Genomic DNA, 15,069 nt, shown 5'->3' with positions numbered 1-15,069 from the left:
CGACGGTCACGGGGAACTCGGTGACCTCTTCCACACCCGCGAGCACGGCAACCGGCGGCGATGAGACCATCCACTCCTCGGAGGACGACCGCCGACGGAAGTGAGCCGACGTCCAGGAGCGGTACGTTCGGCCTCTTCGGGGAGTAGCGTGAATTCATCGGGAGCACTTCGCACACCGGCTCCGATGCCGGTTTCGTTCCCGGTGAGCAACGACACCGGACGGCTGCCCTCGCGCAGAGGTGCAGAGGTCCGGAGACAGGTTCGCGCGATGTCCGCGACCACCTCTCCTCCCCCGTTGCGGGCCGTTCCCTTCAGGGCCCCGACCGCGCGACTCGCCCTGAAAGCCGTGGGTCCTTCACCAGGGCACGTCGAGTTGGACGGTGCCTGGTGGCCCCGTTCACGTGACCTGACACACGAACTCTCCGCTCTGGCGGACGTACTGGATCCGCTGTGGGGACGGATCACCCATATCGCCGTCAACCCCCGCCTCTGGCCGATCCTCCCGCGCAAAATCCTCGTCAACGGCCATGTGGTGAAGGCCGGTTGGTTCACATCGGGGCAGGATCCGCACAAGATCCTGCTGCTGTCCTATACGGCAGGCCGCTGGGACCTCTTGGTGATACCCCCCGAGACCAGCGCTCCCTCGGCCGCCCGGCTGATGGCCGCCGCGAGCGCGAACACCGGCCCGCCGATGACCGCGACCGCCCTCATGACGGCGGAACAGGCCGGCGAGACCTCCTCCTCGTACGAGGCCACCAGCGGCCGGCCCGGCCGACTGGTGGTGGGGGTGTGACGGTCGTCGTCGCCGCCCTGGCCGTCGGTGCCTGATGATGCGCCGGGCAGTCCGTGGTGGGTCGGATCACACGTGGCCACCTGCCGCGGCCGCCATCAGCGGTTCCGCTGTCTCCTCGGTCGTATCCGGAGGCACGACCAGCAGATCCCAGCGCCCCCGGCCGGGGGCGAGCAGGACGATCGTGTGCGGGGCGGATGCCGCCAGGGTCCTGTGCAGGCGTACGACCTGGTTGAAGACGAGCATCCGGCCGGGCACCGCGGGCCACGTCGCCCCGTTGACGGTGACGCTGGTGATGTGACCCCACGCGCGCGGCAACCCGGCAAGCAGCTGGGGGAGTTCGGAGAGCAGGTCGCACGAACGGGGCCACCACGCTCCGTCGATGGGTCGGGGCATGCCGCTGCCGGATGCGAGACGCAACCGGAGGACGGGGTGGGAGGGAAGCGGGGACTGCAGTGCGGTGGTCATGAAAGCTCCTGCCAACTGCCGTAAGCGATGGAGTGGTTGACGTCAGGCACGACGGGCCGCGACCCGCTGCGCCGTCGGCCAGCGCACGTCGTACACCCAGCCGAGGCGTTCAAGGAGACGGATCACGGCGGCCGACGGGTCGATCTGACCGCGGTCGACGCCGTGGCGGGCGCTGGTGGGGTCGGCGTGGTGGAGGTTGTGCCAGCTCTCGCCGAACGAGAGCAGGGCAAGGGGCCACAGATTGGTGGCCCGGTCGTGGCGCCGGGTACGGAAAGGGCGCTCACCGATCAGGTGACAGAGGGAGTTCACGCTCCAGGTGACGTGGTGGAGCAGCGCGATACGCACAAGCCCCGCCCACAGCAGGGCGGTCACGCCGTAGAGCCACGTACCGCCGATGGCCCAGCCCACCGCGAACGGCAGGGCGAGGGTGAGAACGCACAGCGCCGGGAAGGCGCGGGCGACGGCACGGATGTCGCGGTCGGCCAGGAGATCGGGGGCGTAACGCTCCGGCGGCGTACGGTCGTTGCGGAACAGCCAACCGACGTGCGCGTGCAGCAGACCGCGCAACTGGCCGCGCAGATGCGTGCCGTAGCGGTACGGGGAGTGCGGGTCCCCCGGCCGGTCGGTGAAGGCGTGATGGCGGCGATGGGTGGCGACCCAGCCGATGACATCGCCCTGGAAACTCATCGAACCGGCCACCGCGAGCGCGATCCGCACAGGACGGACGGCCCGGTAACCGCCGTGGGTGAGGCCGCGGTGGAAGCCGACCGTGACGCCGAGGCCCGTGATCGTGTAGAGGACGAGCGCGAGCACGATGTCGGCGGGATGGATGAGACTCCCCCACAGCAGCCAGCCGGCCAGGCCGATCGCCACGAACGGCAGGACGACGATCACCGCCGTCACCGCAACGTACAGACGCTCACCGCCACTACGCGCAGGTACCGGGCCGTCCGGCGGGAAGGGGGACGCCCCGTCGTAGCCCTGAGGCTCCGGGGCAGGATCCGACGGTGTGACCGTCGTGGGCGGGGTCGGGCTGAGTGGCATGCGTGGCTCCTCGGCCTGGATGCGGGTGGCGCGGCCGGGGTCACGGGCTGCCCTTGTGAGGGAGTCGCGAGGACAGAGCCGGTTCGCACACCGGCATACGAAGAGCCCTCGCTTCCTCCACCGTACTCCCGCCCGCTCCGGGACGAGGCAGGCCGGATCGCGCGGCCACCGCGTTGACACGGACCATTGCCGGACGTTGACTGGCAGCACGGTGCAGGGCCATGCCACCCCCGAACACACGGCGAGGCATTCCGCCTTCCCGCCTCGCCCGGACCCCGCGGGAACCCATCTACCGGACAACAGCGAGGCCGGCCATGACCGTTTCACGGTCCATCAGGAACCAGGCGCAGACGATGAAGGGAAGGATCACGGAAGAGCTCGGCCGGGTCACCCGAAACAGGCGGCTGCAACGCCGGGGCAGGGCCGACCGGGTCTCCGGAAGCCTGAAACAGGCCGTCGAGAAGACCAAGGACGCCTTCAGGCGGAACGGGAGCGGCCCCCGATGATGTACGACCAGACGCGCGCCCAGCAGCCTGCGGGGCACACCCCGGGCCCGGCGGGGCGCCGCAGCCCGGGCCCGGAGCCGCTGCTCTCGTCGATCGAACGGGACAAGGTCGTCCGGAGCCTCCGGCACGCCCTCAACACCTTCGCCGACACCCCGCGCGAGGCGCTGGAAGAGGCCGAGAGCGCCCACGACGAAACCACCGCCCAGCTCGTGAACGCCCTCGCGGAACGGCGGCGTCTCCTGCGGGCCGACTGGCAGGACCAGGACTCCGAGACGCAGTCCGCCGAACCCCGCGCCGCGCTGAGGCAGTACCGGGAGATCACCCAACGACTGCTCCAGATCTAGGCGGCCACTACTCCGCGCTGCTTCGAAGCGCGGAGTAGTGTGGACAGTACCGAGAGCATTTCGCACACTGGCTTCTACGCCGGGTCGTTCTCGGCGAACCATGAAACCCGGGCCGCCGCACAAGCGGCCCGGAGACGGGTCCGCATCATGTCGGCGACCTTGCTTCCACCTCTGGCACACCCCGAGCCCGTCGCAGCCCCGGCCGCGCGTCTCACCCTGAAGACCGACGGCACCTCCCGCGGACTCCTGGACGGTGCCTGGTGGCCCCGCTCCCGGGATCTGCTGAGCGAACTGCCCGCACTGACCGACGTGTTGGACCCCCTGTGGGGCCGCATCACCCGCATCGCCGTCAACCCGAAGCACTGGCCGGTCATCCCCCGCAAGGTTCCCGTGCACGGCCACATCGTCAAGGTCGGCTGGTTCACCCCGGAGATCGACCCGCACAAGCTGCTGCTGCTCTCCTACGGCACCGGCCGCTGGGACCTGCTGATCATCCCGCCCGAAACCGGGGCGGAGTCGGCGGCCCGGCTGATGGCTGCCGCGTCCGACTACGACGGCCCGCCACTGACCGCGAGCGCGCTCATCGCCGCGGACGAGGCCCGGCACGGCGTCCCGGCGGCCGACGAGCCACTGGACCCGGACGAGGCATGGGAGTACGAGGGCGGCGCCTCCGCGGTGTCCGCTGCCGTTCCCCACCAGACCGGCCCGACCGGCCGGGCCAGCCGACTGATCATCGGTATGTGAGGTGGCCGCCATGAACGCCTTCCTGACAGCCATCACCTTCGTGGTCCTCATCGCAGCGGCGGCGTACCCGATCCACCGGCTCAACATCCAGCATGCGGACACCTCCCCCCTGCCCGGCCGCCGCGGCCGCTTCCCGCCGCGCCGCCGCCGTACCACTCACCACGGGTGACCAGCCAGCTTCCGTCAGCGGCCTCGCGCACGGACCATCGACTCCACTCGCACCACCGCGGGCGCACTCGGGCCATTAACCGCGCGAGGAGCAGCCGGGACCCCATGAACCGAGGCATCCGAACCGAGGCGCCATGACTCTTCCGCAGCTGAACATCTACCGGCACGACCGGGGCAGGCGGGCATTGATCACCCTGGCCGGTGAGATCGACCCGGCCACCGCGCCCCAGGTGCGCGCCGCTCTGGAGCGGTGCCTGTATGACGGCATCACCACCATCGACGTGGATCTGACCACCGTCGGCCGCTGCGACAACAGCGGTCTGCGCGTCTTCCTCGACGCGTCGCGGCACGCCGCCGGGAGCCACGCGTCCCTGCGGCTGCACCACCCGTCCCCGCAGACCGCGCGGCTCCTCACGGACACCGGCTCCGATCTTCTGCTCCTGTGACGGCTCCGGGAGAGACCTGGTGCACAGCGGTACGGAGAGCCACCTTTTCTGATCATGTGTGACATGCCGTTCTCTGGAGTAATGGGCTGTTCGGGGTGACCGGCCGCGTCACTCTGTGCGGGTTGATCACGGTCGTGTCAGTAGCCCGTGTGTCGGTGCGGGCCCAGGACTCGCGGCACGAGGTGGGCATGGACACGGTCGTCGATGCTTTGACGACGCCGGTGCGGGGGTGCGGTTGTGACGGAAGGCGAGCGCCGACCTGACAAGGTCATGCTGGACCGGTCGGAAGGGTTCGGTGAGCGGCTGCTGGGGGTGCTGCTGGACCGGGCGCACGAGATGCCGCCGCAGCTGATCGCCCCGCTGATCGCGGAAGAGGTGGCCAGGGTCGGTGGCCGCGACGTCTCGATCCTGCTGCAGGACTACGGCCAGCTGGTGCTGGTACCGCTGCCGGGTCGGCGACTGATGGTCGGTGAGCCCGAGCCGATCGACGACTCTCCCGCCGGTACGGCCTTTCTGCAGGCGACCACTGCCGAGGTGCCGGAGGCCGACGGCGTCCGGATGTACCTGCCGTTGCTGGACGGCAGCGACCAGGTGGGCGTGATGGCCCTCACCCTGGACACCGTCGATGACAACGACCGGCGGCTGCTGCGCAGACTCGCCGGCCTGGTCGCCGACATGCTGGTCACCAAGCACAGCTACACCGATCAGTTCTTCCGCGCCCGGCGCCGTGAACCGATGAGCGTGGCCGCGGAGATCCAGTGGTCCCTGCTGCCACCGCTGGCGATGGCCGTCCCGCAGGTCGCGGTGGCCGGAATCCTGGAGCCCGCCTACGACGTCGCGGGCGACAGCTTCGACTACGCCCTCAACGAGGACATCCTGCACGTGGCCATGGTCGATGCGATGGGCCACGGCCTGGACGCCGCCACGATGGCGACCGTCGCCGTCGGGGCCTACCGGCACGCCAGACGTGCCGACATCGGCCTGTCCGAGATCTACGCGTTCATGGACCGGGCCATCGCCGAGCAGTTCGGGCCCGACCACTTCGTCACCGCCCAGATGATGCGTCTGAACATCGCGACGGGCCACCTGCAGTGGGTCAACGCGGGCCACCCCGCACCGCTGCTGATCCGCGACCACCGGGTCGTCCGGCAACTGGCAGGCCCTACCACCCTGCCCGTCGGCTTCGGCGGTGAAGAGCCCCGCATCAGCGGGCAGATGCTCCAACGCGGCGACCGGGTGCTGTGCTTCACCGACGGCCTGATCGAGGAGCACGAAGCCGGCAAAGAACAGTTCGGCGAAGAACAACTCATCCACTGGGTCAACCGCATCGAACACACAACGAAGGGGGTACGAGCGGTGGTGCGCTCGCTCTCCCACGCCCTGAAGCAGCAACGGGGCGGCCGCACCACCGACGACGCGACCCTCTTCCTGATCGAATGGCGCGGGGGCGCCGCCGACCACCTCGTGCTCCTGGAGTGAGCCGACAACCGCACCGCCGAAGACAGGGCCGACGCCACGGGGACCCGCCAAATCCAACGCCCTGACCTGCGAAAATGAGAAACTGGCAGGCATCGATCACGCCCGGTCCTCATTCGGGACGAAGAGGTCGTGGGTTCGAATCCCGCCACCCCGACAGAGAAACACCAGGGCAAGGGCCTGATCCTCACTGAGGATCAGGCCCTTGCTGCGTCTCCGGTGATCGTTTGGGAGAAGTCCGGGAGGAGATCTTGGTCGGCGTTTCCCGAGCGGCGGCCCGGCTCCTCATCCTGAGACGTTTCACCAGCCAGCTCGGGTTCTGCGCGTCCGTGAATCCGAGGCCCGCGTGGGTCACGTCCGCTGGAGTCGAGTGTCAACGGCTACTCCAGCGGACTTGACCGTCTCATGCACATGGCTCGACGAGCGCCGAGGGATGCGTGGCGAGAGGCGTGCCAGTGGATTCGTGGTGGACCGGAACTGAGCCGGAAACGTGCGTGCGTGCATGCATGCGCATCAGATCAGTTCCTCCTTGTTCTCCTTCACAGCCAGGGCTTCGGTTGTCGGACTGTGGTCATCGGGACAGTCGGCCGGCATGTGGGAAGCAGCGGACGGGTCGGTGTGCTGGTCGAGGTCCTCAGCCTCGGTGCCTTGTACCCATACCGATGCGGACGGCGCTGCGTCGTCGGCTCCAGCCGTGCGGAACTGAAGGGTTGAACCGAGCGGCAGGCAGAGCACGACGATTCCGCCGGACATGGCCAGGGCGAAACTCCACAGGCCCATCATGAGAGCGATGGAGAAGTGGAAGAGGAGGCCGGCTCCCATCGCCCACCACCTCAGTCGCTGCGGAAGCAGCAGGGAGATCACCAGGCTGCCTTCGATCACCAGGGGGAGCCAGGTCATCAGCGCCACTCCCAGAGCGCTGCTGATGACCGGTGCGACGAGAGTGTCGAGCCACGGGGCCGGACCGAAGTCGAGGTTGCTGCCCCAGTACCACATGGCAGTGCCGTCCTGCCATTCGGGATGGGGCAGTTTGGCGACAGCGGCCTGGAGATACACGATGACCATCTGCAGGCGCAGCATGATCAGCCCGCTGGTGCCGATGAGTGCGAGTACCCGCTGCGTGGCGTGTGTCTTCGGGGGCTGCTCCGAGGGCTGTTCCCAGTGCCAACGGCGTTTGTCCCCCAGGGCCGGGAGCACGAACAGTACGGACAGGATGAGGGCGATCTGGTCGCCGCCGTCGACGATCGCGATGCCGGAGAAGACGCTGTAGTTGACGTATGCGTGCGGTAACGCGGTGAGCCGAGGTCGCCAACCGGAGGCAACTACCAGGAGGGCGGCGACGCACACCCATTTGAGCCAGGTGAGCTGGGTGTAGTCGTCGGGTGCAAGGCAGAAGAGGCTGGCCGCGGTGGTGGAGGTGCAGCCGGGGTAGTCGCCGATGGTGGCCACGGGCCGGAAGAGGGTTTCGGCACTCGAGGCGGCGAGGGTTCCGGCGGTGCCCAGGGCGACGAGGGTGCGGGCGAGGCCGTAGACGTTGGTCCAGGGCAGCAGGATGTGACGCTGGTTCACGGGCACCTCACGTCCCAGACGGCGACGCGTTCGGGGGTGTGCCGTTCAGGAGAGAGGTCACGCCAGGCCCAGGGGACCGGGCGCATCTCCGCCACGGCCGCCCGGCCGCACAGGGTCGGAGCCGGCGACGGGTTGGTCGTCGCCGTTGCGCGGGGGGCCGCATGCTCCAGGCAAGCCATTACCGAAGTGGTCTCCTCGCACGAGGTCCACCTGACGTTCTTCTGGTGCAACAGCAGGGCCACTTCGATGCCCTGGGACCTGGAGGCACGGTCGAGCCCGAAGACGTTCGACGGCCTGGAGTGCGGTGTGAGCGCCGCGCTGTGCCATCCCCCGCCGGTCATGCGGTACGGGGCGTACTGAGGGTCCTTCGCGGACTTGGTGAAGAAGGCCCAGCCCTGGGGGGCCACGACTGTAGCCACCTTCTTGGTGCTGCCCTGTCCGGGAAGCGAGATGGCGTTGTGCGGCAGGAAGCTCTGGGCCACGTACAGGCACACGATGACCCAGACCACGGTGATCGCTGCGACCCAGGCGTGCGGCACCGCAACGGAATGGCCGGGGCGGTGGGAGCGCAGCTGGATGCTGTCGGTGAGACGCATGAGAAGGGGTGCCCTTGACTGGTCGACAATGCGCGAGGCCTGCAAACAGGAACGGAGAACGCGGGGCCTGCAAACAGGAGCGGGGAACAAGGGGCGGCGGGCCGGCCGCCAGGCGCCGTGGAGGGCGACCCGCCGCCTTCAAGCGCGCTTAGGCCGCCAGGACCTGCGTCAGCTCGGCGATCTGCTCATCCCTGGTCAGAGAGTTCTCGCTCTTTGCGGACGAGGACCAGAAGTTGAGGGCGTTCACAATGTTGCCAGCCGCCTGGATATTGACGGCGACCGAGACGTTGACCGCGCCGCCCAGGTTCACGGCGACGAGTACGTTGACGGCGAGCACGACGGCGGCGCACTTGCCAGTTCCGGTGCCGGTGTCGACGGCCTTCGGCTCCGCCGCGGCCGCCAGCGATTTCAAGATGCTGCCGGCTTCAGCAACACCGCTTTCCACCTTCCGTGGGTCTCCGGAGCGGAGCTTCTGCGAGAAGGAGCTGAAGAACCCTGGCCGCTCCTTCTGGATCTTGTCCAGCAGCGCGGACGCGGCTCGCCTCTGCGCGGTGGTGCTGTTCTCCTTGCGGAGCGCGGCGACGTCCACGAACTTGCCCGAGTCGGCCAGGTCCTTTGCGACGGCGCCCTGAGCGAAGGCCAGGCCCGCGAACAGAGCACGGCCGTCCTGGGTGGCCTCGGCCTTCGACCGGGAGGCGGACGCTAAGGACGAGCCCGCATGACTCGCTGCGGGTGTGGCGACGGCCTGCTGTGCCACGGCTCCGCCGAGTCCGAGGACGGCTACGGCAGCGATAGCGACGCTTGCGCGTCTGTGCATGGATGACTCCCCTGTTTCTGGTGATGCCCGAGCGGTTACGTAGCGCAACCACCGGGCGCGGTCGAGTAAACGCTACAAACGTTCGATAGAGGTTCGTCAACGCCTTTGCGGCTCCACGGGGGCGATCAAGCCAATGACCCGAGGCTGGGCGTGGGGCGGAAAGGAGCCGGGTAAGTGGATCGGCGAAAGCTACGTTTGTTCTACTGCGATGCGAACAAAAGCAGTGACGAGATTCACAGAGGGGACCGATGTTCATGTCCACGACCCACACGACGCCCACCGGCCTTGCCCGCCGCGTGGGCTTGGTGACAGGGCCCTTCATCGGAGGGGCGTTAGTCACCGCCATCGCGTTCTTGCTGTTGCAGGACTCGTTCCCCGACAAAGTGGCCACGCACTTCACGCTCGACGGCACCGCCGACGGCTACAGCTCCCCCGGCACGGCACTTGGCCTATACATGCTGGTGTTCGCCATCGAAGCCGTCGGCATCATCGCCGCAGCCTTCTCCGCCAAGACCGCTCTCACCAGCACCAGGTCGCTGTGCACCTTCTCCTACGGTCTGGCCGCCGCAACCACCTACCTCCTGATCGCGGTCATGTGGAGCGCAAGTGACTCCGACGGGCGCACAGTTCAACTGCCGCTCTACCAGCTGCCCGTGGCCGTCGCCGTCGGCGCCGTCATAGGCGCCGCCATCTGGCTCATCTCCCGGAGGCGCGCATGAACCAGGACGCCACCCCGCAACAAGTGACGGTCTGGCACCGGTCGCTGGCCAGCGGCTGGATGCTCGCCACCGGCATCGTTTCCGCAGCCGGCCTCCTCGTCATCGCCGCCGTCGACCGCCCGCACCGGACCGTCGCCCTCTGGCTCCTGCTCATCTCCGCAGCCTTCCTCATCACGGGCACCATCCGGGTCACTGTCTCCCCTCGCGGGGTCACCGCCGGATCGGCTCTCGTCCCGTTCCTGCGACGGCGGTTCTCCCTCGACCGCATCCAGAGCGCCTCCGCCCGCTGGACCAGGCCCACCGAGATCGGCGGATGGGGCTACCGCTGGAACCCCGACCTCAGCGCCATCTCGCTCCGCGAAGGCGATGCCCTGTGGCTCACCCTCACCAGCGGCAACCAGTTCGTGATCACCATCGACGACGCCGATACCGCCGCCCAGCTCACCAACCAGCTTCTCGCGCACGGACGCAAAGGTCGCTGACATGCTCGTCACCATCGACCGCTCCTCGCCCCAGAGCCTCGCGGAGCAGATCGCGGCCTCCGTACGCCGCAACATGGCAGACGGCAAGTGCAGCAAGGGCGACCGCCTGCCGCCCGCCCGCGCCCTTGCCCGCAGCCTGGACATCAATATGCATACCGTCCTGCGCGGCTACCAGATCCTCAAGGAGGAGCGACTCATCGAGCTCCGTCCTGGACGCGGGGCAGTCGTCACCGCCGATGCCCCCAGTCAGGCCCTGGTCATCGAGGCATGCCGGCACTTCATCAACCTTGCTCAACGCACAGGGATGGCAAGTCCCGACATCCTCCAACTCGTCACGGACCACCTCAAGACGACCGCCTGACGAGACGTAGCGGGCCGCACGAGGGGGGCCACCCGTGGTGCCTTCCTCGGATACCAGCCGTCGGCGACGGCCTTCTCGACCCGTGGAGAGTCCAGCTCGGCTTCGGCGCCTCCGGCGCTCCCCCCTGCCGGCGCGCAGGCCGCCGTAGCCTTGGGCCGCAGGAAGCGAATCGATCAGCCCGTTAAGGACGTCCATCCAATGATCATTTTCGGCACCAAGGGATACCTCTACCAGCTCGCGATACTCACGCTGGTCTGCGGTGGCTGTGGCAATCCCGCCGCGCACACCCTTCGGAAGCGCGTCACGAAGTTCACGTTGTTCTTCGTTCCTCTGTTCCCGATCTCGACCAAGTACGCGACGCAGTGCACCTTCTGTGGCACGGAGGTGAAGATCGGGAAGGAACAGGCCGAGCAGCTTCAGGCGCAGGGGGCCGGCGCTTCCGGCCCGTACGGGCAGGGGCAGGGGCAGGGGTACGGGCAGGCTCAGCAGCCCTATCAGTCCTGAGCCACTCCCACGCCAGTCCTGAGGCACTCCCACGCCAGTCCCGAGCCACCCCCACGTCAGTCCTGAGTCAGTCCCGCGCCAGACAGATCGGCACCCTGGGTGGATACAGCACCATCTGGCTGGGGCGTGCCCTGCCCGAAGGGGGGCGGCTGGTGACCCTGGAGGCTGACGCGCGGTGTGCCGAGGTGGCTCGGGCCAATGTGGTGCGGGCCGGGCTCGGGGGTGTCGCCGACCCCGACAGCGACGACCCGCGCGTCCAGGGTGTCCGCCGGTTCACCGAACTCATCGCCGCGGAGCCCCGGTTGACGGCCACGACCGTGCAGACCGTCGGGGCCAAGGGGTACGACGGGTTCACGCTCGCCCTCGTCACCGGCTGACAACAGGGTGTGTGTGCAGGGCCAAGCCCGCTGTGCCCTCCCTCTCCCTGCCCGGCAGCAGCCGCATGTCGTGGTCGTAGTCGCCGCCCGTGAGGGTGCGGAACGGGATCGGCGGGTCCGTGAACAGGGCGTCCAGGCGGCGGGCGTAGGCCTCAAGGGTGGGGGCGTAGCGGTCGGTCGGCATGCGGTCCGTGTTGTAGACCGCGAAGGGTTCCAGCGGGGTCATGCCGGTGAACCAGAACAGGCCGTGCTGGAGCGGGTGGAGGACGTCGGTGAGGCGGCCGTGGATGCCCCGGTCCGAGAACGCCGTCTCCCTCGCGCCGAGCGTCACCGAGAGCAGGGCCCGGCGGCCGGCCAGCGCGCCGGCCGTGTCGTCGTACGGCGGCGGGACCTTCGGGCCGTACGCGAAACCGCTCGTGAAGACGCGGTCGATCCAGCCCTTCAGGATCGCGGGGGCCGAGAACCACCACATCGGGAACTGGAAGACAAGCGCGTCCGACCAGAGGATCTTCTCCTGTTCGGCGGCGATGTCCGGGGCCAGGCGGCCGGCGAGTGTGGCCTCCTCCGAGTCGCGCATCACGTGGAGGCGGCGCGGCCCGCGGTGGCCGTGGTCCGGGTAGTCGTCCGTGTCGACCGTGGGGTTCCACTTCATCGCGTACAGGTCGGAGAGTTGTACCTCGTGGCCCGCCGTGCTCAGGTGGTCTACGGCGAACTTGGTCAACGCCGCGTTCAGGGAACGGGGTTCGGGGTGGGCGCTGACTACCAGGATCTTCTTCTTCATGGGTTCACGGTCTCCCGGCGGGCGGCGCCGTAGCCAGAACCCTCTTCGACCGGTGGAACGCGAATCCTGGTATTGAGAGGACCAGGACATGTTGATACTGGGACACATGGACGGGATCTACGACAGCCGGCGCGCCCTCGGTGCGTTTCTGCGGGCCCGGCGTGGGCGGGTCGCCCCGGAGCGGGTCGGCGTGGCCGGGGGTGGTCGGCGGCGGGTGCGGGGGCTGCGGCGCGAGGAGCTGGCCCAGCTCGCCGGGATCAGCGTGGACTACTACGTCCGCCTGGAACAGGGGCGGGCCACCGCGCCGTCCACCGAAGTGCTCGACGCCCTGTCCCGTGCGCTCGGTCTCGACGCGGCGGAGCGGCGGCATCTCGACACCCTGGCCGCCGGGCGGCCCGACCCCGTGCCGCGGCAGCGGATCGGGCCGGGGCTGCGGCGGGCGCTGGACGCGATGGACGGGCTGCCCGTTTTTGTGACCAACCACCGGCTCGACGTCGTCGCCTGGAACCGGCTGGGAGCCGCGCTGATGGGTGGCCTGGACGTGCCGGGGCGGCGCGACCCCAACAACGCCCGGTTCGTGCTTCTGGACCCTGCCGCGCGGGACCTCCATCCCGACTGGGAGGACCGGGCCGCGGAGGCGGTCGGGCAGTTGCGGGTCGCTGCCGGGCGGCATCCCGACGACCCCGAACTGACCGGGCTCATCACCGAACTCGCCGAGCGCAGCGCGGAGTTCCGGCGGATCTGGGACTCCGGTGAGGTCACCATGTGCGCGGCCGGGCGCAAGCGGCTGCGGCATCCCGTCGTAGGCCTGCTGGAGCTGGACTTCGAGACGCTGCACGTGCCCGCCGGGCCCGGGGAGTCCGGGCTGGTCCTGCATGTGTTCAGCGCGGCGGAGGGCAGTCCTGAGGCCGCCGCGCTGCAGAAGCTACTGGCCTAGTCAGTTGTTCCAGGTCTCGTCGTACGGGTCCGCGGGCGTCGACACCGGGCGGGCCGACGTCACCTTCAGATACGGGATCGGGCCGTTGTTGACCGGGTCCTTGGTGCGCTCGGGCGTGTAGGTGCCGGTGGCCTCCAGCCAGGCGTCCGGTCTCAGCACCGGCGGGATCTTGCCGGTCAGGGCGATCTTCACCGGCTGGGCGTCCGCGGCACAGCAGTTGAGGGCCATGCGGACGAGGTAGGGACGGCCGGACGCGTCCAGGGCGATGAATCCGGTGACCTTGATCTGGCGGCCGCCCAGCTCACGCCCGTGGTCGTAGACCGCGCGGCCCGCGTAGTCGGCCACCCCTAGGCGCAGGGGGCCGGTGGCGGGGAGGTCCTCGTAGCCGTACGCCTGCTGGAGTGCCGTACCGGAGCGCATCGCGCTGTAGGAGCCGAGGGCGGGCGGGGCGACCAGGACCAGGGCGAGGAGGGGGAGGACCAGGAGCCAGGAGACGCGCGGCTCACGGTGGTTGTGGTCGTCGGGGGTGGCGTGATCGGTGTGGTCGTCGTGGGCGGCGGGGGTGGCGTGGTCGGTGTGGTTCGCGTGGTCGGTGTGGGTGGCGGTTCGGCGTTCGTACCAGAGTGTTGCCAGCGCCGCCGCGATCAGGACCGCGCCGGACAGCAGGAGCAGGGGGCGTAGGCCGGCCTTGACGTAGCGCAGGTACAGGTCGGTGGAGCCCGCGTGCAGCAGGGTCGCGCCGAGCAGGAACATGACCGCCGACTGGGCGTGCCGGTTCACAGCAGCACCGTCCCCGTCAGCACCGCCACCAGGACGGCGAGGGCGAAGGTGGCCGGCGCGAAGCGGAGCGCGAAGCCGCGGCCGAACGTGCCCGCCTGCATCGCGAACAGCTTCAGGTCGATCATCGGGCCGACCGTCAGGAACGCCAGCCGGGCCGTGAGCGAGAACTGCGACAGCGACGCCGCCACGAACGCGTCCGCCTCCGAGCAGATCGACAGCAGCACGGCGAGGACGGCGAGGGCGAGCACGGACACCACCGGGTTGCCGGCCGCCGCCCGCAGCCACTCCTGCGGTACGACCGCCTTCAGCGTCGCCGCCGCCATCGCGCCGACGACCAGGAAACCACCGGCGTGCATCACGTCGTGCCGTACCGAACCCCAGAACGCCGCTCCCCTGCCCCGGCCCTCGTACGAGGCACGGGCCGGTGGCCGCAGCCAGTCCGCGCGGCCGAGGCGCAGCCACAGCCAGCCCATCGCGCACGCCACCAGCAGGCCCGCGACCAGGCGGCCGAGCACCATCTCCGGGTTGCGCGGGAAGGCCACGGCCGTCGCCGTCAGCACCACCGGGTTGATCGCCGGGGCGGAGAGGAGGAAGGCGAGGGCCGCGGCCGGGGTGACGCCCCGTCGTACCAGCGCGCCCGCCACCGGCACCGACGCGCACTCGCAGCCCGGCAGCACCGCCCCCGCCACGCCCGCGACCGGCACCGCCAGCACCGGGTTCTTCGGCAGGGCGCGGGCGAACAACGACGCCGGCACGAACACCGCGATCGCCGCCGACAGCAGGACGCCGAGCACGAGGAACGGCAGCGCCTGCACCGTCACCGCCACGAAGACCGTCATCCAGCTCTGCATCACCGGGCTGGCCAGTGCGCCGCGGATGGGGCCCTGGAGGAGGAGGGTCAGGAGCAGGAGCATCGTGAGCAGGAGGGGGGAGTTCAGGTGGCGGGCCTGCTCGTCGTCACCGCCCTTGGGCTTGGGTGTCCGCTGGTCGGTCGTCTGCTCGGTCTGCACGGGTGGCGTCGGTTCCGTCGCCGCGGGCGGGGCTTCTTCGGTGATCGCCACGGGTGAGGTACCTCCGGTGGTGCGCGAGGGCGTGGGCCTGGGTTCCACGTGGATTTCCCTCCCCTTCAGTACGGCGGGCGGGAGGCGGGCGTTCAGCCT

General features: G+C 69.4%; 21 protein-coding genes. 13 read left to right on the top strand and 8 right to left on the bottom strand.

Features of this window, described 5'->3' with window-relative positions; translation table 11 throughout:
- Nucleotides 1–346: 346 nt before the first annotated feature.
- Nucleotides 347–793, top strand: coding sequence for a DUF5994 family protein (locus CRP56_RS23310; RefSeq protein ID WP_306459449.1), 447 nt, complete (start codon nucleotides 347–349; stop codon nucleotides 791–793).
- Between the two features lie 66 nt (nucleotides 794–859).
- Here the strand turns inward: CRP56_RS23310 and CRP56_RS23305 are convergent, their stop codons facing one another.
- Entirely contained in the window at nucleotides 860–1,258 is a 399-nt protein-coding gene (locus tag CRP56_RS23305; RefSeq protein ID WP_097266978.1) for a DUF5994 family protein, read from the bottom strand.
- A 42-nt stretch (nucleotides 1,259–1,300) separates the two neighbouring features.
- Entirely contained in the window at nucleotides 1,301–2,302 is a 1,002-nt protein-coding gene (locus CRP56_RS23300) for an acyl-CoA desaturase (protein ID WP_097266976.1), read from the bottom strand.
- A gap of 221 nt (nucleotides 2,303–2,523) precedes the next feature.
- On the opposite strand from CRP56_RS23300, the gene CRP56_RS49105 reads away from it, so the two are divergent.
- The 6 genes from CRP56_RS49105 to CRP56_RS23275 all read left to right on the top strand — a co-directional run bounded on the left by CRP56_RS49105 (nucleotide 2,524) and on the right by CRP56_RS23275 (nucleotide 5,989).
- A complete protein-coding gene (locus CRP56_RS49105) occupies nucleotides 2,524–2,808 on the top strand; it encodes a CsbD family protein (RefSeq protein WP_306459448.1) in 285 nt (94 codons plus the stop codon).
- The gene (locus CRP56_RS23290) at nucleotides 2,805–3,152 is read left to right on the top strand and encodes a hypothetical protein (protein WP_097266971.1); all 348 of its coding nucleotides are present in this window, start codon (nucleotides 2,805–2,807) and stop codon (nucleotides 3,150–3,152) included. The genes CRP56_RS49105 and CRP56_RS23290 overlap by 4 nt, the downstream gene beginning before the upstream one ends.
- A gap of 39 nt (nucleotides 3,153–3,191) precedes the next feature.
- Nucleotides 3,192–3,896: a DUF5994 family protein gene (locus CRP56_RS23285; RefSeq protein ID WP_097266969.1), complete on the top strand. Its 705-nt coding sequence runs from the start codon at nucleotides 3,192–3,194 to the stop codon at nucleotides 3,894–3,896.
- Nucleotides 3,897–3,906: 10 nt separating this feature from the next.
- Entirely contained in the window at nucleotides 3,907–4,065 is a 159-nt protein-coding gene (locus tag CRP56_RS47675) for a hypothetical protein (RefSeq protein WP_179850903.1), read from the top strand.
- A 133-nt stretch (nucleotides 4,066–4,198) separates the two neighbouring features.
- The gene (locus CRP56_RS23280) at nucleotides 4,199–4,510 is read left to right on the top strand and encodes an STAS domain-containing protein (RefSeq protein ID WP_097266967.1); all 312 of its coding nucleotides are present in this window, start codon (nucleotides 4,199–4,201) and stop codon (nucleotides 4,508–4,510) included.
- Between the two features lie 237 nt (nucleotides 4,511–4,747).
- On the top strand, nucleotides 4,748–5,989 hold the full coding sequence (locus CRP56_RS23275; RefSeq protein ID WP_179851100.1) for a PP2C family protein-serine/threonine phosphatase: 1,242 nt from the start codon (nucleotides 4,748–4,750) through the stop codon (nucleotides 5,987–5,989).
- A gap of 510 nt (nucleotides 5,990–6,499) precedes the next feature.
- On the opposite strand, the gene CRP56_RS23270 is transcribed toward CRP56_RS23275, so the two are convergent.
- From CRP56_RS23270 to CRP56_RS23260, 3 genes are all read right to left on the bottom strand, one after another.
- Entirely contained in the window at nucleotides 6,500–7,555 is a 1,056-nt protein-coding gene (locus CRP56_RS23270; protein ID WP_097266962.1) for a sporulation-delaying protein SdpB family protein, read from the bottom strand.
- Nucleotides 7,552–8,151: an SdpA family antimicrobial peptide system protein gene (locus CRP56_RS23265; protein ID WP_097266959.1), complete on the bottom strand. Its 600-nt coding sequence runs from the start codon at nucleotides 8,149–8,151 to the stop codon at nucleotides 7,552–7,554. Before CRP56_RS23265 ends, CRP56_RS23270 begins: the two co-directional genes overlap by 4 nt.
- Nucleotides 8,152–8,299: 148 nt before the next feature.
- Entirely contained in the window at nucleotides 8,300–8,908 is a 609-nt protein-coding gene (locus tag CRP56_RS23260; RefSeq protein WP_179851099.1) for a sporulation delaying protein family toxin, read from the bottom strand.
- Nucleotides 8,909–9,222: 314 nt separating this feature from the next.
- Between CRP56_RS23260 and CRP56_RS23255 the strand changes: the two genes are divergently transcribed.
- The 5 genes from CRP56_RS23255 to CRP56_RS23235 all read left to right on the top strand — a co-directional run bounded on the left by CRP56_RS23255 (nucleotide 9,223) and on the right by CRP56_RS23235 (nucleotide 11,411).
- Nucleotides 9,223–9,687: a DUF1648 domain-containing protein gene (locus tag CRP56_RS23255; protein ID WP_179851098.1), complete on the top strand. Its 465-nt coding sequence runs from the start codon at nucleotides 9,223–9,225 to the stop codon at nucleotides 9,685–9,687.
- Entirely contained in the window at nucleotides 9,684–10,169 is a 486-nt protein-coding gene (locus CRP56_RS23250; RefSeq protein ID WP_097266953.1) for a hypothetical protein, read from the top strand. Before CRP56_RS23255 ends, CRP56_RS23250 begins: the two co-directional genes overlap by 4 nt.
- A 1-nt stretch (nucleotide 10,170) precedes the next feature.
- Nucleotides 10,171–10,530 carry a GntR family transcriptional regulator gene (locus tag CRP56_RS23245; protein ID WP_097266950.1) on the top strand — a complete coding sequence of 120 codons (360 nt, stop codon included), beginning with the start codon at nucleotides 10,171–10,173 and terminating at the stop codon, nucleotides 10,528–10,530.
- A 198-nt stretch (nucleotides 10,531–10,728) separates the two neighbouring features.
- Complete coding sequence (locus CRP56_RS23240; RefSeq protein ID WP_097266948.1) at nucleotides 10,729–11,034, top strand: zinc-ribbon domain-containing protein; 306 nt, start codon at nucleotides 10,729–10,731, stop codon at nucleotides 11,032–11,034.
- Nucleotides 11,031–11,411, top strand: coding sequence for an O-methyltransferase (locus CRP56_RS23235; protein WP_218878056.1), 381 nt, complete (start codon nucleotides 11,031–11,033; stop codon nucleotides 11,409–11,411). The genes CRP56_RS23240 and CRP56_RS23235 overlap by 4 nt, the downstream gene beginning before the upstream one ends.
- Here the strand turns inward: CRP56_RS23235 and CRP56_RS23230 are convergent.
- The gene (locus tag CRP56_RS23230; protein ID WP_097266944.1) at nucleotides 11,401–12,192 is read right to left on the bottom strand and encodes an NAD(P)H-dependent oxidoreductase; all 792 of its coding nucleotides are present in this window, start codon (nucleotides 12,190–12,192) and stop codon (nucleotides 11,401–11,403) included. The two genes, CRP56_RS23235 and CRP56_RS23230, sit on opposite strands and share 11 nt — an antisense overlap.
- A gap of 88 nt (nucleotides 12,193–12,280) precedes the next feature.
- Between CRP56_RS23230 and CRP56_RS23225 the strand changes: the two genes are divergently transcribed.
- Nucleotides 12,281–13,129 (top strand): helix-turn-helix domain-containing protein, encoded by an 849-nt coding sequence (locus tag CRP56_RS23225; protein WP_097266943.1) that lies wholly within the window; start codon nucleotides 12,281–12,283, stop codon nucleotides 13,127–13,129.
- Here CRP56_RS23225 and CRP56_RS23220 read toward each other — a convergent pair whose 3' ends face one another.
- Together CRP56_RS23220 and CRP56_RS23215 are read right to left on the bottom strand one after the other, a co-directional pair.
- On the bottom strand, nucleotides 13,130–13,909 hold the full coding sequence (locus CRP56_RS23220) for a TIGR03943 family putative permease subunit (RefSeq protein ID WP_097266941.1): 780 nt from the start codon (nucleotides 13,907–13,909) through the stop codon (nucleotides 13,130–13,132).
- A complete protein-coding gene (locus CRP56_RS23215) occupies nucleotides 13,906–14,970 on the bottom strand; it encodes a permease (protein WP_373559669.1) in 1,065 nt (354 codons plus the stop codon). The genes CRP56_RS23220 and CRP56_RS23215 overlap by 4 nt, the downstream gene beginning before the upstream one ends.
- Nucleotides 14,971–15,069 lie beyond the last annotated feature (99 nt).

It is taken from the genome of Streptomyces sp. TLI_55 (assembly GCF_900206255.1).
GTDB classification, from domain to species: domain Bacteria; phylum Actinomycetota; class Actinomycetes; order Streptomycetales; family Streptomycetaceae; genus Streptomyces; species Streptomyces aquilus.
This window is presented reverse-complemented; position numbering and strand designations above follow the sequence as displayed.